Origin of the sequence: Enterococcus sp. DIV1090 (assembly GCF_050537975.1) — a bacterium.
GTDB classification, from domain to species: Bacteria; Bacillota; Bacilli; order Lactobacillales; family Enterococcaceae; genus Enterococcus; species Enterococcus faecalis.
This window is the reverse complement of the sequence record NZ_CP172917.1, coordinates 468,280-492,030: the sequence shown is the minus strand read 5'-3', so window position 1 is coordinate 492,030 and position 23,751 is coordinate 468,280. Positions and strand designations below refer to the sequence as shown.

The window sequence follows — 23,751 nt, the reverse complement described above, 5'->3', positions numbered from 1 at the left end:
GCTTTAAAATTTAACAGTTAAATTGGTTACATCATGGAACAACGAACCAATTAATTCTTTGTATTTCGCTGGATTTACACAATTAGTTAGCAATATGATCCCAGTTTTCATATCTTTTGAAAATAAAGCTAGGGCTTGTTGACCCGCTTCAACTCCGTGTAAACGTAAATAATTATCATGAACATAGATGCCGCCATGATAAGAGCTTTGCTGAGAAGACGTCCATAATTTTTGCAAAAGTGCGGTGGAAACTAAATGTCCACTCGTTAATTGATGTAAGTACCAATACAAATCACCTGTCGTCATATCCACATTACCAGTCCCAAATTCATGGGCAAAACTAGCTGCAGGAATTGAGAGCACTTGGTTATATGAATTATCTTCTGTCCATTTATAACTTGTTGAATTATTGGGCTGTTCCAATAAGGTTTCATAGAAGCCAAAATTCTTTAAACCAGCCGTTTTGTGATAAAAATTATTAAATAATTCTTGATAGGTACGTTGATACATTTTCTCTAACATTCCTGCTAAAAGGACAAAATTTACTGGGGAATAATTGTATTTTCCTTTATTGACTTGAATGGTATTTTGTTTAACAAATTGAATAATTTCTTCATCGGTAACGATATCATTAGGCATTGCTGATAACTTCAAACCGCTTGTCATATTCAACATATCGCTAATCGTAATGTCTCCAGCACCTTGAACTTGCGGATAAAACGTAGCGAGTTTTGTATCTAATGTAAGTTTACCTTCTTCAATCGCTTTTAAGATCAAGGTTGTGGTAAAAGATTTTTGAATCGAGCCAATCTGAAACCTTGTGTTTGGCGTGTTGGCTTGTTGCTTTTCAAAATTGGCAAAGCCATATCCTTTATTTACTAAAACCTGACCATCTTTAATGATCAAAGCCGAACCAATATAATTTGTTTCTTGAATTTTTTGATCAAGTTCGCCACTATCTGGTGCAACTATTTCTTTCGTTAAATTCGCATAATTATCACTTCGGCGATCTTCTTCCAAGACCACTTTCGATTCTTGACTAACTTGTGAATCTCTAGTGAAAAAGAACGTTTTTATTAAATAACCACTACCACCAATCACCACCAACAAACACACTATAAAAAGCCAATTCACTCCTCCATGTCTTTTCTTTGCATGTCGTTTACGCATACCGCTTACCTCCGCCTATTCTATTAACAGCATTATCATACGCTATATTTTCATGAAAATTACAGATTTTAGTAAAATTTATAAAACTTTCAACTTTTATAAAAAACAGCTTGGCACCAGAATCAATCTAGATTCCAGTGCCAAGCTGTTTTTTATTTACTTTCTTGCCCCATCACAGCAAAGTAATTATCATCGTTATCTGCAAAATTAAAAACTAAGCCTGTTGGCAATTGAACCATTTCACCGACAGTAACGCCAGCCTCTTGCATTTTTTTATAGAGACCAATGATATCATCGCTAGCAAACATTAAAGAAGGGGTATTCCCCGCCACTTCTGGTGAATGTTTTTGAATAAAGGCCAAATCATATAAAACAATAATCGCTTCTGCTGATTCACTTGGTGCAATTTCTACCACCAATGTGCCGTCAACTTCCTCTCTTTCCTTTTCAACAAAGCCAAACGTTTGCCAAAATTGACTAGATTCCTCAACATTATTCACATATAACATAATCTTTACTTGGTTTGAAAACATTCCTTCACGTCCTTTTGAATTTAGTTAACAACTTATTATATACGTTCTTTTAAATAATTACTGCACTTTCGCTTAAAATCAAAATAAAAGTGTTTGAGCAAGACATTGCTCAAACACTTTTCGTTTTATTGATTTAGATATTTGCATCTAAGACAACGTCGCGATCATTTAAGACATCACGATCTAATTCATGAATACGAGCACTTGTTAACACACCTGCAACCATACTATCGTTAACGTTAACAGCTGTCCGCGCCATGTCAATAAGTGGTTCAACCGAAATTACTAAACCAACAATTGCAACTGGCAAGTTCATTGCGCCTAAAACGATTAGAGAAGCAAAAGTTGCTCCGCCGCCGACACCGGCTACGCCAAATGAACTGATTGTGACAACTGCTACTAACATTAAAATAAATTGTAAACTAAAGACATCAATTCCAACAGTTGGTGCAACGATGGTTGCTAACATAGCTGGATAAACGCCGGCACAACCATTTTGTCCAATAGATAAACCGAAACTACCAGCAAAGTTTGCTGTGGCATCATCGACACCTAATGCTTTGGTTTGTGTTTCAATATTTAATGGTAAAGCTCCTGCACTTGAACGAGAAGTAAAAGCAAAGCTCAAGACTGGAAAAACTTTTTTTAGATACGTAACTGGATTGACTTTTAAAGTAATTAAAATCAACATGTGAATGGCAAAAACAATAATTAAGGCCACATACGATGCCAACACAAATTTACCTAAGTTAATAATCGCAACAAAATCACTTGTTGCTACAACATTAATCATTAACGCTAACACGCCATAAGGGGTCAAGCGTAAAACTAAGGTAACAATTCGCATGGTAATTTTATATAAACTATCAATTAAATTTGCAAAAAATTCAGCTTCTTTTGGCGCTTTACGACGAACGCCTAAATAAGCGACACCAACAAACGCAGCAAAGATTACCACCCCAATGGTACTCATTGGTCGTGTTCCCGCAAAGTCAGCAAAGACATTTTTAGGAATAAATGAAACGATTTGTTGTGGAATCGTCAAATCTTGAATCGCATCTTGACGCGTCGCTAACTCGGCAATTCTTGACGTTTCTGCAGCACCTTGCGTGAATTTTGCCCCTTGAAGGCCAAACGCTAAGGTTGTTCCAATCCCCACCAAGGCAGCTACTGCTGTTGTTCCTAGTAAGGTGGCTAACACATTAAAGCTAATTTTTCCTAATTTATTGGATTCTTTCATTTTTGTAAATGCACCTACGATAGATACAAATACTAACGGAATTACGAGCATTTGTAGAAACGCTACATAACCATTACCTACAATTCCGATCCATTCCATTGATTGCGTAGTAATTTTACTGTCTGTACCAAAAGCAAATTGAATAATTGCACCTAAAACAATCCCCACGCCCAATGCTGAAAAGACACGTGTTGAGAATTTTAAATGTTTCTTTTGCATTTGGTAGAAACCGAATAACACAGCAATAAATGCAAGGATCACTAATACAGTGATGAATGTTGTCATTTTAGTTCCTCCCTATGTTTTTAATGACAAGTACATCAAAGGAAGTAAAGGTTCCCGGTACTCACTCTCCAGTAAATACCCTGAAAACAGCAGACTGTTTCCAGTGATAGTTCTATTGTACCTTATTTTATAGCAAATAGTGGGATAATTTGCTTACTTTTTGATAGAAAATAACCGTTGCGATAGTTTAAAACTATCACCAAGTGTTATTTTACTAGTCACTGTAAAAATAATTTGTTTTTTGTCCTCTTTCTTTTAAGCTGACGTGGTATACTTAGTTCTAGGAGGTGTAAGCGTATGCAAAAAATTTGTTGGATCCTTTCTGTCAACCGTGATGGAGCGACGTTATTTGTGGGAAGCCCTGCAAATGCGGGTCCTTGGCTCTTTTCAAATAAAGAGCAGCAAAACATCAAAGCCTTTTTTCAACCAACCTATGAAATTGACTTTATCAGTTATGATGTTCTTTCAGAGGAAGTACCAGAAGCTGCGTTCATTTTGTACAATGAAATGCTCGCTCCCTATCTTCCCGAAAAAATCACCAAAGTTGGTCAGCCGATTGCTTATGTGGATATCGCTACAAAAAATTATGAACAGTTTAAAAAAGCTTTGGTTGCTAAATCTTCACAAGAATAAAAACAGCGTTTATAACGTAATCCGTTATAAACGCTGTTTTTAAAGTTTAAGCTTCTTCTGATTGTTGAAAATTCAATTGAACACCTGGACGATCCAGAGCAATTTCAGTTACTTCATAAGATAAACGTTCGACGATGCTAAATAAAGGACGCACAAGTTCATCGACTTCTTCTTGCGAAATATCTTCTTGTTTTTCAATTTTACGATCAATAATGTGATTAATTTGGCTAATCGCCCCTGATAAAACAAATTCGTCAAAGACAATTCGAAATTCTAAGCGAGCAACAAGTGCTGAGCTGTTTTCTGGATAATTTTCTTCTTCTACTTCAATTGGTGAAAAACTGACACGTAAATCTGTCTCTACTTCTGAATCAGGTACTCGCATATCATAGTGATACGCTTCAACAATTTCTTGTTGGCGTTTAATTTCCATTGTTTTTTCTCTCCTTTTTTAACAAGATATTCCCCTTTTAGAATATCCAATGGTTTCTTTTCTCAAGTATACCACAAGTCCGAAAGTTGCCTAGACCAAAAAACACAGAAGGTCAGACTTTTTTGATAAATTGATTTTGGCAGTTTGAACAAGTGACTTTGATTGTTCCTCGTCCTTTCGGCGCACGTAATGACTGCTGACATTTTGGACATTTAAAATAACGATACTCTTTCTGAGTCAGGTGTCGCTTGCGAAAAGCATGAACCTTTTGCATTAGGCGTTGTTTTCGAAGAATAAACCGTTGATTTTCATTCAATCGCGGATGAATATGTTTTGAAAAAAAGCGATAATACACGTAGGCAACTGTGATTAAAATCAATAATCGAACCCAAAGATAGCCAGTAAAAATATTGATGAGCGCCAGCACGACACTTGTTAGCAACAGCGTTCGATTCAATTCATCGAACCGGGCATAACGTCCTTGTAAAAATCGTTGCGCTTTTTTGCGCCAACGTAGAATGCGTTCAAACCAAATTTGGCCCATTTATCTTCCTTCTTTCGAGCATTATTTTTTGAATAAATGATTGATTTACAGAAACTTTCAATCAAAATTTACACTTACTAAGTCCAAATTTTGAACAACTGTTGGTTATTTTCGATGGTATACTTCTAGAGAAGTCAGGTCAACCGATGAATGACTTCGTTGATAATAGCTACCGCTATTTTATACAAACTTAAACTGTCGATGGATAGATTATCCGATTTTAACTTAGGGGAAGGTTAAAATCCGATTCTATAATTTAGCACTACACTCCTTTATTTAGTAGCAACTTTAGCCTATCTATCCACATTTTAAGTCAAAAAGAAGCAAGTCCGGACTTGCTTCTTTTTATTTATCTTTCTAATTCTTCAATTTTCTTCTCAATTAACGCCAAGACATATTGACACGCTTCAGGATCTTCGACAAAATCATATTTATCGCCATCAATTTGAATTTTAGGACTTTCATCATAGTCTTCATACCATTGATCATAACGCTCGTTCAACATTTGATAGTAATCATACAACGTTGGATCTGTCTCAATTTGTTCATAAGGACGGCCACGTTTTTTGATGCGTTCCAACATTTTGGGAAATGAAATACGAATGTGAACTAACAAATCAGGTCTTTTTTTATGCGCAGCATAAGGCAATTCTTGGAGCATGTTTTGTAATAAGTCATCGTACACTTTGACCTCTGTTTCGTTGGCACGACCTAAATCTGCATTTAAATGAAAAAGTAATGAATCTTCATAAATCGAGCGATCCAATACATTATTTTCATGCGTTAATGCTTGTTTAATACTATCAAAACGTTTATTTAAAAAATAAATTTGTAATAAAAATGCGTACTTTTCCGGTTCCGCATAAAATAAAGGTAATACCTCATTATCATCAACTGATTCGTAAAAGGCTTCTGAACCTAAACGGTTTGCAATTAAAGCTGTTAAACTAGATTTACCAGCGCCAATCGTACCTGCTAAAACAATCACTGCCATCGAACTCCCTACCTATTTTTTTCCATTTTATTTTTTATCTTCAACCAATTAAACATACCAAAAATTGAGTTAAAAGTATACATACAATACATAACAAATATCGCATAATCACCACCAGCGTGCGTCCCTGCTCGGAACCATAACAAAATTGAAAAAATATTTCCTAGTAGCCAAAACACGAATTGCGATTGATAACGTTTAATCATCAATAACATCCCTGTCGCTGAAACACTGAACGTGATTGCATCTAATGTTTGTTGCGCATCATTTACAAAACCTAACAAAATATATGCAGCTACGCCAATGAGCAGCCACGTGAAAAAGGCATACAACCACTGAATACCTTTTAAAACTTTTACTTCGGTTACTTGACCCGAGCCATCTTCGCTAGCCCGAAGCCAAGCATAAAGCCCTGTAATGTCCATAATAATATAGAAGCTTTGTAAAAGAACTTCCGCATATACCCGTGTCACTAACCCAAAATAGCCAATAATCACTGCACTGATTAACCCAAAAATGTAATTGCTGACTTTTCCTTGGGCAATTAAATTCACACAAATGATGCCGGCTAAACCACCTACTAACGTAATCCAATTCGATGGATTGATAGCAAATGCAATCAACTGTACCCCCACCATCAAAGCTAAAAACAAGTAACTTCTCGTTTCCCAACCTTTAAAATCATTCACCAAAAAATTCTTATTCACGACAAATTTCCGACCTTCCTAAAACCAAACTTTTCTCTGTTGACGTCTCAATAAGAGTACTCCGTTTTAAAAAACAAGTCAATCAGATTTTGGAATAAAAAGAAGATTTTAATACTATATATTGATTGGTAAAATAATAAAATACTACATATAGTTATTTCGCAAGCTTTCTGATATCCTTTATTGCCACAATATTTTCTTCATCTTGTTTTAATCTTCTATGTATTCATGGATTTGTTTCCATCTAATAATTCCTGCAGCAGAACCCTTTACGACGGTAGCGCTCCAAATTAATGTTGTGAAAGCGGAAGCAACCACACATATTCATGCTTCAAACACAGCCATCGTTCACTCTTTTTATTGATATGCTTAAAAATTGACGGCCTTATTTCTCGAATCTGGCCACTTATTAACTTATTACATGAAAACATTCGCCTAAAAAAGCAAAAAAAAAACGACTAACCTAATAAAGATAATCGACCTACAAACAATTCCTTTCATTTGTAGGTCGATTATCTTTATTAGGTTTGATACGGATGTTTCGCCATTCCTAGTTTCCCTTTACTGATCATCTCTATTTATTTTTTTACTGTTTGCCAACAGCTCGTTGTCTGAAAGTACTATCCGTCCTTTGGTACTTTGTTCAAAGCTGTAAGCTTGCTCAAATAACGTTTGCTCTTTATTGGCAGTTTGTGTAAAAGTCAGCCCATAAGGTTGTCCTTCACTGTTTTTCGCCAAAGGAACAGTCAATTCAGGATATCCTGCCACAGCACTTAAACCCGTACCTTCAGAATCAATAAAGGCATATCCGTCTAATTGTTGTTTTTTTAGCAACGCATCAAACGTTTGCTGTGCTTTTTTAATGGTTGTTTGAATGATTTCTTTATCTGGTTGTTTCTTTTTAACATCTGCTTCTAATAAATCTTGCCCATACTTGGCACGAACCTTTTTATCTTGTTGATTATACGCAATTAGTTCCTCCAGTGTTTTAAATGGTAAGTCATAACGTTTCGCAAATTCTTCCAATGCAAACTTAAATTCATTGGAAATAACTTTCCCGCCATCAATCCCTTCCATGTCTGGTGTTACCGGAATCACTTCTGCTCCAGCTTTTTGGAGGGCCTTTTTAGCAGTCGCAAATTCTTCTTCAGCACTCGGCATTTCTAGCAAACCAATGCGTTGACCTTGTAAGTTATTTTTAGTAAATTTCGTTGAATCAATGCTCGGAACCGTGTCTTTCTTAAACGCATTATAGCCTTGCGCAGCATCAACGACACTTCGGGCAATCGGGCCAACTGTATCTAATGACGGTGCCAATGGCAAAACACCTTCGCCACTTACTGAACTGTGGGTCGGTTTAAAACCAACCACTGATTGATGAGAAGCGGGGGAAACAATCGATCCCATCGTCTCAGTGCCTAAAGAGAAGGCGCCGATATTCATCGTCACACTAGCCGCACTCCCAGAACTTGAACCTGAAGGTGTTATTTTGAGTGGCCCATAAGGATTAAGTGTTTGTCCATGTTTGGAACTATAGCCACTTGGTGCTTTCATTGACATATAATTCGCTAGTTCAGATAAGTTTACTTTTCCTAAAATCAAAGCTTGCGCCTCTGTTAACTTCTTAACTACTTCCGCATCTTCCTTAGGCTTGAACGTGCGTAAGGCATAAGCTCCTGCACTCGAAATCATGTTGGTCGTATTTATATTTTCTTTCAAAGTCACAGGAATACCATACAAAGGCTTTTTCGGTGTTTGAGAGGCTTGCTGGTCAAATGCCTTGGCTTCCTTAATTGCTTGCGGATTGATTTCAGAGATGCTGTTCATGCCATTATCTATTTGATCGAACTGTAAAATACGGTCCAAATAAAACGCCGTAAGTTCTTCATAGGTCAATGTTCCGTTGGCAATCGCTTGCTGTAATTCAGTGATATTTTTTTCAATAATCAACGGTGCTTTGGTCCGAGCTTTTTGTACATCTGTTTCTTTTAATTGGTCTTCAATCGTTTTAACGATTCTCTCTTGATTGTACATTGCTGGGGTTTCTGCCTCAGGAGTGAACTTTTTGAGTATAAACCAATACGCTGCAGCTCCTATTATGACTAACAAAACAGCAATTATTCCGATTACTTTTAAAAATTTAGACATTTTTATCCTCCTATACCATTTAAAGATTATCTTACTATGTTTATTTTTGCATGACAACTAACAGTTTTGTTCGTTAAAAAGACAAAATAAAGAGTAGGACATCCGTCAAAACGACCGATGTCCTACTCTCTAACGATTAAGTTAGTCCGCTAAATGCGTTTGTTTTAGTCTTTTTTGAAAGTTAAATACTGAGAATTTATTGTGTAATTCGTGTACCACTTTCTCCTTTGATTGCTTCCGAAGCTAATTCTAAAAGCCCGATAATCGCCTGGCGGTTTGGTTTACTTTCTGCAAAACTGATGGCCGCTTCTACCTTAGGTAACATACTACCTGGCGCAAATTGATTTTCTTCTATATATTGTTGCATTGCCGTAACCGTAACATCGGTCAAAGCTTGTTGATTTGCTTGACCAAAGTTAACAAAAACATGTTCCACTGCAGTTAATACCACAAAAACATCTGCTTCAATGAGTTCAGCCATTTTTGCTGCCGCAAAGTCTTTATCAATGACTGCATCTACACCATGATAGACTGGACCATCATAGGCAATAGGAACCCCGCCACCACCACAAGCAATTACGATCTGTCCTGCATCAACAAGTGTTCGCAAGCTAACTTTTTCGTAAATATCAACTGGTTTTGGTGAAGGAACTACCCGTCGCCAGCCTCGACCCGCATCTTCTTGATAGACGTTCCCAGTTTCCGCCATCAACTGTTTGGCTGTTTCTTCGTCATAATAACCACCAATTGGTTTTGTTGGTTTTGTAAACGCTGGGTCTTTTGGATCCACCACGACTTGTGTAATTAACGTAACAACTGGTTGTTCCCCTAAATTTCTGGCTACTAGTTCTTCATCAATTGCTTGTTGTAAATGATAGCCAATATAGCCTTGGCTCATTGCTGTGCATTCAGGAAACGGCACGACATCTTCTGGAGATTGACTCGTTTCCTCAAAAGCTAAGCGAATTTTGCCAACTTGTGGCCCGTTGCCATGAGCAATCACCACTTGATGGCCTTGTTCAATTAAATCAACAATGGATTTTGCAGCGGTTTGTGCTTTTGCCAATTGTTCTTTCGAAGAATTTCCTAACGCATTTCCACCTAATGCAATCACTATTTTTGACATCTGTTTCCCTCCTAGCGCTTTGGTTCTTGTTGTGTGATACAGTGAATATTGCCGCCCCCATAAACAACTTCTACCGTATTAACGCCGACAATTTTTTTATCTGGGAACATCGTTTGAACTTGCTCTAAAGCCAAACGATCATTTTCATCACCATACTGTGGCACAATCACGCCATCATTTGTAATTAAAAAGTTCATATAGGATGCGATACAAATATCGCCATCTTCTCGTGGCATGGTTCCTTCCACGAAATCAATTTTGAAGGAGCCTTTAATGGTTACATTTTTGACAGGACAGCATAATTTGTGGACTTTTAATTGGCGTCCTTTAGCATCAGTCATTTTAAGCAAACGTTGATACGCATCTTGTGCCGCTTCATAAAATGGGCTATTTTGATCTTCAGTGTAAATACAAGCCACTTCACCAGGTGCAATAAAACAAGCTACATCATCCACATGACCATTAGTTTCTTCTGGGTCAATTCCATCACCTAGCCAAAGAACTTTTTCAACATTTAAATAGTCGCATAATTTTTGTTCGATTGCTTCTTTTGAAAGTTGTGGATTTCGACCTTCACTTAATAAGCACATTTCTGTAGTCAAGACTGTTCCTTGTCCATCTACGTGGAATGAACCGCCTTCTAAAACAAAATCATCTGTACGATAAGAATCTACATGCTCAATTTCACAAATTTTTTGTGCAACCAAATCGTCTTGGTCCCAAGGGAAATATAAACCATCTACTAATCCCCCCCAAGCATTGAATGTCCAATCCACACCACGGATTTCTCCATGGTCGTTAATGACAAATGATGGTCCACAATCACGGACCCAGGCGTCATTGTTTGACATTTCGTAAACCGTAATTTCTGGCGGCAATTGGCGGCGGCAATTTTGAAATTGTTGTTGAGAAACCACCACATTCATCGGTGTAAACTGACTAATTGCTTTGGCCACATTAGTAAAAGCTTCTTGGACAGGTTTACCACCATCGCGCCAATTATCCGGTCTTTCTGGCCAAATCATCCAAACTTTCTCTTGTGGTTCAAATTCTCCTGGCATTCTAAAGCCATCTTGTTTAGGGGTACTTCCTACAATTCGTTTAGCCATTTTCTTTCGTTCCCTTCTTAATTTTTTTCACGTAAATAATTACTTCACCAAACAGAATAAAAATGATTGCCCCAATTGTGATTGGTAATTTTTCATTTAATGCTGCGGGACTAAAATCTAAAGGCACTGCTGTGAAAATCAGTGAAATAATAATCATAATCATTGGTAAAACCACTAAAACTTTTAAAAATCCTGGTTTTCCGTTAACTTTAAACGGACGTGGTGTATCGGGATCAATTTTTCTAAGCTTATAAAAAGCTGGGAAAACTGGGATATACGATAACAAGAATAGGACGACATTCAAGGAGAAAAAGGCCCAGAATAAATCTTGATTAGGTAAAATTGGTGCTAATACAATGACCACCGATGCCACAATGCCATTCATCAAAGCAGCCCCAATTGGCATGTCATTTTTCTTACTACGTTTTTCAAAAAATTTAGGCATGTCACCATTTTCAGCAGCATAACAAGCTGTATTATTGACTCCTAATGACCAAGAAATCATGTTGCCGAACAACGTAAGAAGGAATAGGAAAGCCATCAACATAATGAACCAACCTTCTGTCGAGCCTGTCAATAGTTTAAAGCTATCCATCATACCACTGCCGGTACTAATTTGATCGGTGGGAATCGCTACCCCAATTCCAAAGGCTGAAAAAATATAAATGGCCGCAATGACTAACCCCGCTGCTACAATAGCTTGTGGAATTTGCTTCTTAGGATTTTCCATATCATCTGCAAACGTACAGATGACTTCAAACCCTAACAAATTAAAAATGATTACAGAAATAAAAGATAAACTCCTTAAGTCAAACGTTGGTAGCATTGATTTCAAGGTAAATTCATTGGCAACACCTTTCGTCAAGGCTACATACAATCCTAGCCCACCAATTAAGACTGCTAAAACCATCTTGATTACGGCAGCTCCATTTAAAATCCAGATACTGTCGCTGACTGGATAAAAACTAATCCAAACCACAATCCAAGTAAAAATTAATTCAACAATAATCATCATCGGTGTTGAAAACTTAATACCTGTAATTGTCGTTAATAGTTCTGGCGTCATAACGGCTAATGAAGCTAGCCACAATGGATAATTAATCCAATAATACCAAGAAACTCTGGCACCCCAACGATGACCATATGCTTTGGTCACCCAATCATAGATGCCCCCTTCACCAATATAAGTTGTTCCTAATTCTGATGAAATTAACCCATATGGCAATAGGAATGCAATTAATAAGAAAATCCACCAAAAAAACTGAGAATTACCAATTGCAGCAACAGGCGCCGCTGCTTCGGCAACGAAAACCACACAGATGACTGATAAAATGGCACTCGTTAAACTAAATTTCTTTTTCCCCTCCATGAAGACTCTTCCTCTCTTTATAAACTGTCCACTGATTCATTTTTTCAATCAGTGGACAGTTGGCCGTTAAATGCTTTGAGTGTCTAAGAAAACTTCTAGTTCTTTTTTCGCTTCTGCTTGCTTGATTAAATCATAAGGATTTTTTGCTTCATAATCATTCATAAGATATACTAATAAGCCACGAATAGATGTTAAACGGTTTTCTGCTTCATCGAAACAAATAGAATTTTTACCGTCAATCACTTCATCAGTTACTTCTTCCCCACGTGTTGCTGGTAAACAGTGCATGAATTTACAATTGGTACCTGCCCGATCCATCATTTCTTGATTCACTTGATATTTTGGATAGAAAACCTTCATACGTTCTTCTTCAGATAATTCCGCTTCGTACAAGCCATACCAAACATCCGTGTACAAGAAATCAGCGCCTTCAACAGAACTTGCATCATCTGTAACCAAAAAGCTACCGCCTGAAACTTCACAATTTTTTGCTAATTTCGCTTGATGCTCTTCATTTAATTGGAAACCTTCTGGACCGAAGTGAACAAAATTCATGCCCATTTTTGTTGTGATTAATCCTAAAGAAAAACAAACTTGTGTTGCATCTCCGACAAAGACAACTTTACAATCTTCTAATTTTTTGCCTTCTGGTAAATGCTCAACCATGGTACACAAATCACCTAATTCTTGGGTTGGATGATTGTAATCAGACATACCGTTAATGACTGGGATGGTAGCACAATTAGCTAAATCAACAATACTATGGTGACGTTCCACACGAGCCATCAAAATATCTACTAAACGTGACAATACACGGCTGGTATCTTCAATCGTTTCATGTCCCCCTAATTGAATTTGACCAGGTGCTAAATATTCGCCATGTCCACCTAATTGTTCCATTGCAGTTTCAAAAGATACTCGTGTTCGAGTTGAAGATTGTTGGAAAATCATTCCTAAAGATTTGTTTTTTAACAGTTGCGGATAATACCCATTTTTAATCGCTTCTTTAATTTTTAATGATAAATCGACTAAATAGTGCATTTCCTCTTTCGTATATGTTTCTGTTGTAACGTAATCTCTTTTCATGATGTGTTCCTCCTAAAAGTTGTTTTTGTTTACACATCGACTTTACCAAGTTTAGCGAAGAGTTTACTATCCACCAAAAGTTAGAAAACGCTTTCTTTTTCGGCGTGATTTTTCATTAAAAAAAGTTTATTTATGGTTATAAACCGTTGGTACACCAGGGGTTTATAAAAGTTTAGGCGGATTTCTCTCTAATTTCTGACCAATCATAGATTTGAAAATGGTATAATTATTTTGAAAAATCATTCACTTAAAATAAAAGATGAAAGGGGTTTCCAATCGTGACATTTGTTTTTATTTATAACATCTTGTTGATTATTTTATATTCGTTTACTTCAACCTTTACCTTAAATCTTTACTTGAAAAATAAACAACCGATTTTTTTATTGCTTCTCTTTTTAATGGTTATTTTTATTTGTGACAATGTGATTGTTTATATGACTGAGTTCATTAATTCGTTTGCAACCGAATATAATCAGACCTTTATGACCGCACCTTTTTTAAAGACCATCATTTTTATTTGTTGTAATTTTGCCTATCTGGCTATTATCAATACTATTAGTGGTCGTCCTTTTAAAAATTATCAATTTGTCTGGTTATTTTTAATTGGTTTATGGATGCTAGCTATTCCATTTTCACAAAATTCCGCCTTAAAAGTTTGGTTGTACTATTTACCCAATCAGCTATTTTTAATTTACCTTGGATGCTATGCGCTCTATCAACTACGAATAGATCCTTTATCAGCCCTTGCGAAAAAATATCTTCGTTTTATTGGTTGGCTAAGCATTGGTTTCGGTGTGGCGATTCTTTTGGAAGATACCTTCGTTATTTTTAACATTGACCAATATTCTGATATTGTCTTTAAAATTAACAACCGAAACGTTTCTGAAGATATTTATACAATCATTCTCTCCATCGCCATTATCTACTTCTGTAATCGTGATTTTCCTCTGTCGGTGCTTGAAAAAGACGCTGCTAAATTGGAAGAAAATCAATCAGATGAACCCGTACTTTTGGCGCCTTTTTGTGATGCCTATCAATTAACGCAGCGAGAACGAGAAGTGCTTTCGTTACTTTTAGAGTGCAAAACAAATCAAGATATAGCCAACGAACTATTCCTATCAATCGGGACAGTAAAAACACATATCCACAATATTTTCGTTAAATTAGAAGTAAACAAAAGAGCAGAAGTTTTTGTCAGTTATCAACTTTTTTCTCAACAACAAACTGAACATTTAGCGAGATAATTAAAAAGGAAGTCTCCGTGATCGGTGGCTTCCTTTTTGATTATCTATTTTCTTGTACTTGTCGAACTCGCTTTTCAATTTCTTGAAAGTTAATAATTTTAGCTTGGCGATGAATTTCTTTTCCTTCATAGTATAAGATAATGGTCGGTGCAGAAAAAGCATTTAATTGTCCAATTATTTCTGGACTTTTATCAGCTTCTGCAATGTATGTAGGAAATTCATATTTTGTTGCAATTTTTTCGACAATCGGTTTATCAACTGTACAAACACTACAATTTTTTGCTGTCAAAAAGACGGCTTGTAGACGATTGTCTGTAATTTTTTCTTCTAATTCTTCTAATGTTGTTACATATTCCACTGAATAGCCCTCCTTGTCTTTTGTCTAAAATAACAGATTTACTAGCAAAATAACAACTTATTTGTTTGGCTAGGAATGCTTTAACAAAAAAGTTGCCGCCCATTTCATTAATGGGCGGCAACTTTTTACTGATAACCGCTTATTTATTAAAAATTTTAGGCCCTTTGCGCATGTTTTTACGATCATTTTTGGGAGTTTCCATTTTTTTAGAACGGCCACCACCTTGTTTCTTTTTAATTAATTCTAACATTTTTTCTTTTTCATTCATTTAATCCACCGCCTTTGTTAATAACGTGACAGATTCAATGTGGGTCGTTTGTGGGAAATTATCCACTGGTTGAATTTCTTTTGCTTCATAGCCACCTTCTGTTAATAATGCAATGTCGCGAGCGAGTGTGGCTGGATTACAGCTGACATAAACAATTCGTTTAGGTTGCGTTTCAATTAATGTGTTTACTAATTGACCGTCTAACCCTTTCCGTGGTGGATCCACCACCACAACATCTGGTTGCAAGCCATTTTCAACTAATTTTGGCAATAATTCTTCCGCTAAACCAGCCGTGAAAGTGGCATTCTCAATATTGTTTAATTTAGCATTATTTTCTGCATCTTTGACCGCTTCTTCAATTACTTCAATACCGTAAACTTGCTTTGCATCTTGGGCTAAAGTTAAGCCAATCGTCCCAATCCCACAATAGGCATCCACCACAATTTCATTGCCTGTTAAAGCCGCATACTCTTTAACTTTTTGATACATCACTTCTGTTTGTTGTGGATTTACTTGATAAAATGAACGCGCGGAAATTTCAAATTTCAAATCAAAAATAGTATCTGTAATTTTTTCAGACCCATGTAATAAGATGGTTTCGTCGCCAAAAATGACATTGGTTCGTTTTGGATTTACATTTTGTACAATGCTGACTACTTCCGGAATAGCTTCCAAAATATCTGGCACAATTTTACTAATTGGGAATAATTTCGGTGTTCTCGTAATTAGAACAACCATCATCTCCCCAGTATGGTAGCCACGACGAACGACAATATGGCGTAAGTTCCCTGTATTATCAGATTCGTTATAAGGTTTTACGCTATATTTACGCATAATGTCACGGATTTTAACAATTGCTGCATCAATTTCTGGGTCTTGAATATAAAAATGTTCCATTGGAATTAAATCATGGCTATTTTTCCGGAAAAAACCTGTTTGTAATTGGTTGTCAATTTTACGCACGGGAATTTGTGCTTTGTTCCGGTAATGCCACGGATCATTCATCCCAATTGTTGGTAAAACAGGGACTTCTGGTAATTTAGCAACACGTTGCATAACATTTTCGACTTGTTGTGTTTTAAATGATAGTTGGGCGCCGTACGCTAAATGTTGCAACGGACTGATTCCGACTTTTGTAAAGTTTTCATCTTTCACGGGCACACGCTGTTCACTGCTTTTTAGGACAGTCAACACTTTCCCATAACCAAAACTTTTGCCTGTTTTTAAGACTTTGATTTCAAGTTTTTCACCTGGTAAGGCATTTTCAATAAACAATGGATAATGGTCCACTTTTGCCACGCCTAAACCTTCATGCGTCAAGTCAATGATTTCTACTTCAATGACGTCATTTTTCTTTACTGGATAATTTTTCATAAGTCGCTCCTTCTTTTTATACACTTCACTCATTCTAATGAAAATACCTAAGAAAAGCAACAACGAATTTTCATGGCGATTTAGCAATTCCGTTTGAGCTTTTTGGGTAAATAAAAGAATGAGACCCTTTCCCTTAGTCAAAAAATAGCCAATGAAAGATCTTATCAACTAAATCTTTCATTAGCTATTCACGGACTACCTAGTGCTTTTCTTTTTCGGCAATCTTTCCATCGCCATCAATATCTTCGTCTGTTAGTCGTTCAACTTCTTTGACAAATTCTTTGCTAGCTTCGTTATATGCTTCTTCCTCTTCGTCTTCTGATTCTACGACAATCTCATCGCTACCAGTTAAGACAGAACCCATAATTGCATTGGACGGCAGTGCATCACCATTTGCAAAAATTTCAATGTGTTGATGCATATTTTTAAAGGTCATTGGAGCATCGCCTCCATATTCACCATCTAAATTAATCATCATTTTATTGTTCTTTTCTAACGTTTCTGCATGTAAATAGCTGGTCTTTGTATAGATTAGTCGATGATCTTCAACATGCTTTCCACCATTTAACATTAACGCAACTAAATGAAGAATCTCAAAAATATTGGCTGTTTTTACAATGATTAATGAAAACTTACCATCATCTAATTTAGCGTCTGGTACGATTTGCTCGAAACCACCCACCGAGTTAGTCAGACCTAGGAAAAACATTGATGCGTTGCCTTCGTATACACCTTCATCATATGTCATGCGCATTTTAATAGGCTTCACTCGCGGCAACATTTCGGCTCCTTTAGCTAAGTACGCTAAGTAACCAAAAATACTTTTCAACTCTGATGGAACTTCATAAGTCAGTTCCGTTAAATGACCACCCGCCGCAATATTGATAAAGTAATTTTTGCCGGCTTGGCCAATATCCATTTTGACAGTCTGATTTTTTTTAATCACTTCTGCTGCCTTAACGATATTATCACGAGGAATCTTCAAGGCCCGTGCATAGTCATTCGTCGTTCCAGCAGGAATAATAGCCATTTTAGGGCGCCGCTTCAACGGAGCAATCCCATTCACGACTTCATTAATGGTCCCATCTCCACCTGCAGCTACTAGTAAATCAAATCCTGCCCGCGCAGCACGATGTGCTTCATTGCGTGCTGAATTTTCTTCTGGTGTGGTCGCAAATGCACTGGCTTCATAACCACATTCTTCTAAAATAGATAAAATATCGGCTAAGTTCTTTTTGATTAACTCTTTTCCTGACGTTGGATTATAAATCACTCTAGCTTTTTTCATGGTTTGCCTGCTACTTTCTTATCGTTTTGAAAGCTCTTCTTGCAATAACTTGTTAACCACACCTGGGTTTGCTTGTCCACGAGTTGCTTTCATAATTTGTCCAACAAGGAAACCAACTGCACGGTCTTTTCCGTTTTTAAAGTCATCAATTGATTGTTGGTTGTTGTCTAAAACTTCGTTAATCATTGGTAATAATTGCGCTGGATCAGATAATTGAACCAAACCTTTTGCTTCGACAACTTCTTTAGCGTCTCCACCGTTTTCAATTAACTCTTTGAACACTTTCTTCGCAATTTTCGAGCTGATTGTGCCATCGTTAATCAAAGTAATCATACCCGCTAGATTTTCTGGTGTTAGTTTAGTATCGGCTAATTCAACTTTTTCACTGTTTAAGTAAGCAGAAACTTCGCCCATTAACCAGTTTGATGCTTGTTTCGCATCTGCACCGTTTGCTAAAGTTGCTTCAAAGAAATCTGACATTTCTTTCGTTAAAGTCAAGACCATTGCGTCGTATTCAGGTAACCCTAATTCACTGATATAACGGGCACGACGTGAGGCTGGCATTTCTGGCAAACTAGCGCGAACTTTTTCAATCCATTCATCATCAATTGAAAAACGAGGAACATCTGGCTCTGGGAAGTAACGGTAGTCACTTGAGCCTTCTTTAACACGCATAAGCAACGTTGTACTAGTTGCTTCATCAAAGCGGCGTGTTTCTTGTTGAATTTCGCCACCAGATAATAGGACTTTGGCTTGGCGTTTTTCTTCATAAGCTAAACCTTTTTTTACAAAGTTCATAGAGTTCAAGTTCTTTAATTCCGCTTTAGTACCAAATTCTTCTTGACCATACGGACGTAAAGAAATATTGGCATCACAACGCATAGAACCTTCTTCCATTTTCACATCAGAAACTTCTGTAAATTGGATAATTGAACGCAACGCTTCTAAATAAGCATACGCTTCTTCTGGTGAGCGCATGTCTGCTTCAGAAACGATTTCAATTAAAGGCGTACCTTGACGATTCAAGTCTACATAAGAATAGCCATCTGTGCCGTGAATATTTTTCCCAGCATCTTCTTCTAAATGCACCCGTTCAATGCGAATTTTTTTCTTTTTGCCTTCGACTTCAATTTCAATCCAACCATCATGTCCGATTGGTTGATCAAATTGAGAAATTTGGTATGCTTTCGGGTTATCTGGGTAAAAATAGTTTTTACGGTCAAAATGTGTTTCTTTTGAAATTTCACAGTTCAACGCAAGAGCTGCTTTCATCCCAAATTCTAAAGCACCTTTATTCATAACCGGTAAAACACCTGGGTAACTCCAGTCAACCACATTTGTGTTGCTGTTTGGTTCTGCTCCGAAATGCGCTGGCGCAGAGGAGAAAATTTTAGAGTTGGTTTTCAATTCTACGTGGACTTCTAATCCAATGACAGTTTCAAAGTTCATTAATCGTTCCCCCCTAAAATGACTGGTTTTTTCGTATGGAAATCTGTCGCTTGTTCAAAAGCATAGGCTGCTTTATACATTGTATGCTCGTCAAAATGTTTCCCAATAATTTGTAAACCAACTGGCAAGCCTTCTGAGAAGCCTGCTGGAATGGACATGCCTGGTAGTCCTGCTAAGTTGACAGGAATGGTTAAAATATCATTCATATACATTGTGATTGGATCATTGATGTTTTCCCCTAGACCAAAGGCAACTGTTGGTGTGGATGGGCCAATGATTAAGTCATAATCCGCAAAGACATTCTCAAAATCTTGTTTGATTAGTGTACGGACTTGACCAGCCTTTTTAAAGTGCGCATCATAATAACCAGCACTTAAAGAGAAGGTTCCTAACATAATCCGACGTTTAACTTCTGTTCCGAAACCTTCAGAACGTGAATTAACATAGACATCTTCTAAGTTTTGTACATTGTCTGAACGGTAACCATAACGAATACCATCAAAGCGTTGTAAGTTTGAACTTGCTTCTGAAGAGGCAATAATATAATAAACCGCTACGCCGTACTTAGAATGTGGCAAACTAACTTCTTCCACCGTTGCGCCTAAAGATTTAAATGTTTCTGCTGCTTTTAATACCGCTTCACGAACATCCGATTGTACCCCTTCACCTAAGTATTCTTTTGGCAAAGCAATTTTCATGCCTTTGATGTCGCCAGTTAAATCTGCCGTAAAATCAGGAACAGAAACGCCTGCAGAAGTGCCGTCTTTTTCGTCATAACCACTAATTGCGTTTAAAGCTAAGGCATTGTCTTTAACATTTCGTGTCAATGGACCAATTTGGTCTAAACTTGAAGCAAAAGCAATCAAACCAAAACGAGACACACGTCCATAAGTTGGTTTTAGGCCCACAATACCGTTGAATGCGGCTGGTTGGCGGATACTGCCACCTGTATCGCTCCCTAAAGAAACTGGGACTTGTCCGGCTGCGACAGCAGAAGCTGAACCACCAGAAGAACCGCCAGGAACTTTGGTTTGATCCCAAGCATTTTTTGTTTTCTTGAAGTAAGACGTTTCCGTACTTCCGCCCATGGCAAATTCATCCATGTTCAATTTTCCGACTGGAATCATATCTGCTTGATAGACTTTATCCATCACGGTCGCATCATAAATTGGGTCAAAATTGTGTAACATTTTTGAGCCAGCTGTTGTTAAAATATCTTTTGTGACAATGTTGTCTTTAATCCCAATAGGAATCCCAGCTAATGGATTACTTTCAGTGATGCCTTTTAAGTCAATCGCTTTGGCTAATGCCATTGCTTTTTCTTCACTAACTGTGATAAAAGAACCTAGTTGTTCTTCTGTATCTTGAATACGATTTAATGTTTCTTCGGTTAAATCAACTGCAGTGATTTCTTTTGAGACCAATAAATCATGTAACTCTGTTAACGATTTGTCGTATAATTTTTCCATTAGGCTCCTGCCTCCCCGTTATCCATAATTGCAGGCACTTTAATGTAACCATTCTCTGATTCCGGAACATTCCGCATTAATTCTTTACGGTCCATTCCTGGTGTCGCTACGTCTTCACGCATGACATTGATTGATTCATTCACATTTGAAGTAAAAGGAACCCCTGTTGTATCTACTTCTTCTAGTAATTCCACCATATCAATAATTTTATCTAGTTGATTGGTAAAGTCCGCTAATTCTTCTTCGGAGAAAGATAATTTTGATAATTTAGCGACATGTTTGACTTGTTCTTCTGTAATTGCCATAGATACCCTTCTTTCTATCATTTACTGAAATTTTCATTTTCAGATTAATCAATTGGATTGTATTTCTTTAAACAGCTTAGCACAGCTGTTCACTCTGTTCCTATTCTACCATAAAATGGTCGGATATTTTAGATGAAACCTTGAATTTCATTGATAATTTGTCGCTCGCAAAAATGATGGAAACATGTTATTATGAAAATGAAAAGAGAGATATGCAGGAACATACCTCTCTAGTAGCCACTACTAGTTATAAGAACTAGTGGCTTACTGAGTTATTGGTTTTATTTCAAACGCTTAACCGTTCAGCTCCTCAAAGCTTATGAACGGTTATTTTTGTTGTCTAAGACAAGCGCTAAGATACCGAAGATAATGGTCACAACAAGCGTTGCAAAACCAATCATCAGTCCTAGCGCTGCTTCAACGGACAAAAACATTGCTCCTTTCGTTAAAGTAAGAAGAATTGCGCATAAGCATCAACCTCCTTTCTCAACTCAGAAAGTTCTCGTTCATATAACTTTTATGACTAAAATAAGCATACCATCAAATTACTACATAAAATCTGACAACGTTAATTTTTCTTCTTAAAAATGACTTGCATCTAACGCATCGACCATTTCTTGTTCATTCCAAACGGTCACGCCTAAGCTTTCAGCTTTGGTTAATTTACTGCCTGCATCTTCGCCAGCAACCACAATGTCAGTTTTTTTCGAAACACTCCCTGTAACTTTTCCACCAAGATTTTCAATTTTTTCTTTGGCTTCTTCGCGAGTGTACTGCGTTAATTTTCCTGTTAAAACAACTGTTTTGTCTTTGAAAGGTGACTCCACTTCTGCTAATTGTTCTGTCCGGAGACCTTTATATGTCAAGTTCACTTGGGCTTTTTCCAGTTCAGCCATTAATTCATGAACTTCCTCATTTTCAAAATACGTCACAACGCTGTCTGCGATTGTTTCGCCAATTGAATCCAAAGCCACAATTTCTTCCGCGGTTGCACGACTTAAGGTTGGTAAATCACCAAAATGCTCCGCTAAAATTTTCGCCGCTTTCGCCCCCACATGGCGAATCCCTAAGCCAAAAATCAAACGTTCGACAGAGTTTTCTTTACTCCCTTGAATGGCAGTATAAATGTTGTTTGCTGATTTTTCTTTGATTTTATCCAAAGTCATTAATTGTTCTTCTGTTAAGAAATACAGATCCGCTACGTCTTTCACTAATCCTTTGTCATACATTTGTGCTAACACTCGTGGCCCCAAGCCATCAATGTTCATTGCGTTTCGTGAGACAAAGTGATTCAGCCCTTCTTTAATTTGCGCAGGGCATTTTGGATTAATACAACGTAACGCCACTTCCTCATCTAAATGCACCAACTCACTATGACAAATTGGACAATGTGTCGGCATTTCATAAGGCTGACTATCGGCTGCACGTTTTTCAACTAGGACTTGCGCTACTTCTGGGATAATATCGCCGGCTTTGTAAATAATAACATGATCATTTAAACGGATATCTTTCATTTGAATAAAATCTGCATTATGCAAACTTGCCCGACTAACCGTGGTTCCCGCGACTCGTACAGGAGCCATGACTGCAGTAGGAGTGACCACCCCCGTGCGCCCAATTGTCCATTCAATATCTTCCACTACTGTTTCTGCTTCTTCTGGTGGAAATTTGTAGGCAATCGCCCAGCGAGGTGCTTTGACAGTGAAACCTAATTCATCTTGCAACGCAAATTCGTTCACTTTAATCACAATTCCATCGATTTCGTATGGCAAAGTGCTCCGCTTTTCATGGTATTCTTCAATGTAGGCCCAAACTTCATCGATTGACTGACATAATTGCCGTTCGGGATTGGTTCTAAAACCAATTGCAGAAAGCTCTTCTAATGCCTCAAACTGCGTCTTCGCTTTCATTGGTCCAAAGTCAGCAACTGTGTATAAAAACGTATTTAAGTTCCGTTTTGCCACAATTTTTGTGTCTAATTGGCGCAAGCTTCCCGCCGCTGCATTCCGAGGATTGGCAAAAATATCTTGGCCATTTTCTTCACGTTCTTCATTCAATGCGACAAAGGATTGTTTAGGCATGTAGCACTCGCCACGAACTTCCACTGAAATGGGCTCCGTTAAACGCATCGGCACAGAGTGAACCGTTCGTAAGTTCTCTGTAATGTTTTCACCAACCGTTCCATCGCCTCGTGTTGCTCCGCGTACAAACACCCCGTTTTCATAACGTAATGAAATTGCTAACCCATCAATTTTCAACTCGCAACAGTAAGCAACGGGTTTACCAATCGCCTTACGAACACGTTCATCAAAAGCAAAAATGTCTTCCTTGCTAAACCCATCATTTAAACTATACATTGGAATGTCATGCGGAGCTTTTTCAAAACCAGATAAAACTTTGCCACCTACACGTTGTGTCGGCGAATCTGGCGTGATTAAATCAGGAAACTCCGTTTCAATATCGACTAACTCTTTATACAAACGATCGTAAACATAATCTTCTACGGATGGTTGATCTTTGACATAATATTCATGGGAATATTGATTGAGTTGTTTTCTTAATTCTTGCGCACGAGTTGTCGCCGCCGTTAATGTTAATGGTTGTTGTTCCATCGTAGAA

Annotated in this window: 24 protein-coding genes; 3 read left to right on the top strand and 21 right to left on the bottom strand. The window is 37.4% G+C overall.

Translation table 11 applies throughout. The features are described 5' to 3' along the window. Positions 1–3 precede the first annotated feature (3 nt). The 3 genes from IGL48_RS02450 to IGL48_RS02440 all read right to left on the bottom strand — a co-directional run bounded on the left by IGL48_RS02450 (position 4) and on the right by IGL48_RS02440 (position 3,228). A complete protein-coding gene (locus IGL48_RS02450) occupies positions 4–1,170 on the bottom strand; it encodes a serine hydrolase domain-containing protein (protein WP_010777421.1) in 1,167 nt (388 codons plus the stop codon). Positions 1,171–1,322: 152 nt separating this feature from the next. Then, positions 1,323–1,703, bottom strand: a complete 381-nt coding sequence (locus tag IGL48_RS02445) for a VOC family protein (protein ID WP_002358720.1) — start codon at positions 1,701–1,703, stop codon at positions 1,323–1,325. Positions 1,704–1,836: 133 nt separating this feature from the next. After that, positions 1,837–3,228, bottom strand: a complete 1,392-nt coding sequence (locus IGL48_RS02440) for an L-cystine transporter (RefSeq protein WP_002355598.1) — start codon at positions 3,226–3,228, stop codon at positions 1,837–1,839. Positions 3,229–3,525: 297 nt separating this feature from the next. Between IGL48_RS02440 and IGL48_RS02435 the strand changes: the two genes are divergently transcribed. Beyond that, the gene (locus tag IGL48_RS02435) at positions 3,526–3,861 is read left to right on the top strand and encodes a hypothetical protein (protein ID WP_002366186.1); all 336 of its coding nucleotides are present in this window, start codon (positions 3,526–3,528) and stop codon (positions 3,859–3,861) included. 46 nt (positions 3,862–3,907) lie between these two features. Here IGL48_RS02435 and IGL48_RS02430 read toward each other — a convergent pair whose 3' ends face one another. From IGL48_RS02430 to ptcA, 9 genes are all read right to left on the bottom strand, one after another. Next, complete coding sequence (locus tag IGL48_RS02430; RefSeq protein WP_002358717.1) at positions 3,908–4,294, bottom strand: DUF1149 family protein; 387 nt, start codon at positions 4,292–4,294, stop codon at positions 3,908–3,910. A gap of 112 nt (positions 4,295–4,406) precedes the next feature. Beyond that, positions 4,407–4,838, bottom strand: a complete 432-nt coding sequence (locus tag IGL48_RS02425; RefSeq protein ID WP_002398115.1) for a hypothetical protein — start codon at positions 4,836–4,838, stop codon at positions 4,407–4,409. Between the two features lie 349 nt (positions 4,839–5,187). Beyond that, entirely contained in the window at positions 5,188–5,832 is a 645-nt protein-coding gene (locus tag IGL48_RS02420) for a deoxynucleoside kinase (protein ID WP_002355594.1), read from the bottom strand. Positions 5,833–5,840: 8 nt separating this feature from the next. Next, complete coding sequence (gene pnuC / locus IGL48_RS02415; RefSeq protein WP_002355593.1) at positions 5,841–6,539, bottom strand: nicotinamide riboside transporter PnuC; 699 nt, start codon at positions 6,537–6,539, stop codon at positions 5,841–5,843. Between the two features lie 561 nt (positions 6,540–7,100). After that, positions 7,101–8,687 carry an amidase family protein gene (locus IGL48_RS02410; protein WP_048949571.1) on the bottom strand — a complete coding sequence of 529 codons (1,587 nt, stop codon included), beginning with the start codon at positions 8,685–8,687 and terminating at the stop codon, positions 7,101–7,103. Positions 8,688–8,883: 196 nt separating this feature from the next. Further along, positions 8,884–9,813, bottom strand: a complete 930-nt coding sequence (gene arcC, locus IGL48_RS02405) for a carbamate kinase (protein ID WP_002355590.1) — start codon at positions 9,811–9,813, stop codon at positions 8,884–8,886. 11 nt (positions 9,814–9,824) lie between these two features. Next, on the bottom strand, positions 9,825–10,922 hold the full coding sequence (gene aguA, locus IGL48_RS02400) for an agmatine deiminase (RefSeq protein ID WP_002364800.1): 1,098 nt from the start codon (positions 10,920–10,922) through the stop codon (positions 9,825–9,827). Further along, entirely contained in the window at positions 10,915–12,291 is a 1,377-nt protein-coding gene (locus IGL48_RS02395; RefSeq protein WP_002355588.1) for an APC family permease, read from the bottom strand. The genes aguA and IGL48_RS02395 overlap by 8 nt, the downstream gene beginning before the upstream one ends. A gap of 66 nt (positions 12,292–12,357) precedes the next feature. Further along, positions 12,358–13,377: a putrescine carbamoyltransferase gene (gene ptcA, locus IGL48_RS02390; protein ID WP_048949570.1), complete on the bottom strand. Its 1,020-nt coding sequence runs from the start codon at positions 13,375–13,377 to the stop codon at positions 12,358–12,360. Positions 13,378–13,775: 398 nt separating this feature from the next. Between ptcA and IGL48_RS02385 the strand changes: the two genes are divergently transcribed. Next, positions 13,776–14,621 carry a helix-turn-helix domain-containing protein gene (locus tag IGL48_RS02385; protein WP_002392183.1) on the top strand — a complete coding sequence of 282 codons (846 nt, stop codon included), beginning with the start codon at positions 13,776–13,778 and terminating at the stop codon, positions 14,619–14,621. A 40-nt stretch (positions 14,622–14,661) separates the two neighbouring features. On the opposite strand, the gene IGL48_RS02380 is transcribed toward IGL48_RS02385, so the two are convergent. From IGL48_RS02380 to IGL48_RS02345, 8 genes are all read right to left on the bottom strand, one after another. Beyond that, positions 14,662–14,979, bottom strand: coding sequence for a thioredoxin family protein (locus IGL48_RS02380; RefSeq protein WP_002358707.1), 318 nt, complete (start codon positions 14,977–14,979; stop codon positions 14,662–14,664). 139 nt (positions 14,980–15,118) lie between these two features. Continuing rightward, a complete protein-coding gene (locus IGL48_RS02375; protein WP_002355577.1) occupies positions 15,119–15,247 on the bottom strand; it encodes a hypothetical protein in 129 nt (42 codons plus the stop codon). Beyond that, the gene (rlmD, locus tag IGL48_RS02370) at positions 15,248–16,621 is read right to left on the bottom strand and encodes a 23S rRNA (uracil(1939)-C(5))-methyltransferase RlmD (RefSeq protein ID WP_002368027.1); all 1,374 of its coding nucleotides are present in this window, start codon (positions 16,619–16,621) and stop codon (positions 15,248–15,250) included. It lies immediately after the preceding gene. Positions 16,622–16,820: 199 nt separating this feature from the next. Next, positions 16,821–17,909 (bottom strand): diacylglycerol kinase, encoded by a 1,089-nt coding sequence (locus tag IGL48_RS02365; RefSeq protein ID WP_002355572.1) that lies wholly within the window; start codon positions 17,907–17,909, stop codon positions 16,821–16,823. 18 nt (positions 17,910–17,927) lie between these two features. Next, positions 17,928–19,358 (bottom strand): Asp-tRNA(Asn)/Glu-tRNA(Gln) amidotransferase subunit GatB, encoded by a 1,431-nt coding sequence (gene gatB / locus IGL48_RS02360; RefSeq protein WP_002358703.1) that lies wholly within the window; start codon positions 19,356–19,358, stop codon positions 17,928–17,930. Beyond that, positions 19,358–20,827, bottom strand: a complete 1,470-nt coding sequence (gene gatA, locus IGL48_RS02355) for an Asp-tRNA(Asn)/Glu-tRNA(Gln) amidotransferase subunit GatA (RefSeq protein WP_002398120.1) — start codon at positions 20,825–20,827, stop codon at positions 19,358–19,360. Before gatA ends, gatB begins: the two co-directional genes overlap by 1 nt. Further along, complete coding sequence (gene gatC / locus IGL48_RS02350) at positions 20,827–21,132, bottom strand: Asp-tRNA(Asn)/Glu-tRNA(Gln) amidotransferase subunit GatC (RefSeq protein ID WP_002355569.1); 306 nt, start codon at positions 21,130–21,132, stop codon at positions 20,827–20,829. The genes gatA and gatC overlap by 1 nt, the downstream gene beginning before the upstream one ends. Positions 21,133–21,449: 317 nt before the next feature. Next, positions 21,450–21,536 (bottom strand): hypothetical protein, encoded by an 87-nt coding sequence (locus tag IGL48_RS02345; protein ID WP_306173767.1) that lies wholly within the window; start codon positions 21,534–21,536, stop codon positions 21,450–21,452. Between IGL48_RS02345 and IGL48_RS02340 the strand changes: the two genes are divergently transcribed. Then, the gene (locus tag IGL48_RS02340) at positions 21,502–21,717 is read left to right on the top strand and encodes a hypothetical protein (protein ID WP_002382998.1); all 216 of its coding nucleotides are present in this window, start codon (positions 21,502–21,504) and stop codon (positions 21,715–21,717) included. The two genes, IGL48_RS02345 and IGL48_RS02340, sit on opposite strands and share 35 nt — an antisense overlap. Here IGL48_RS02340 and ligA read toward each other — a convergent pair. After that, positions 21,714–23,744, bottom strand: coding sequence for an NAD-dependent DNA ligase LigA (ligA, locus tag IGL48_RS02335; RefSeq protein WP_430601655.1), 2,031 nt, complete (start codon positions 23,742–23,744; stop codon positions 21,714–21,716). The genes IGL48_RS02340 and ligA overlap by 4 nt on opposite strands. Positions 23,745–23,751: the final 7 nt, after the last annotated feature.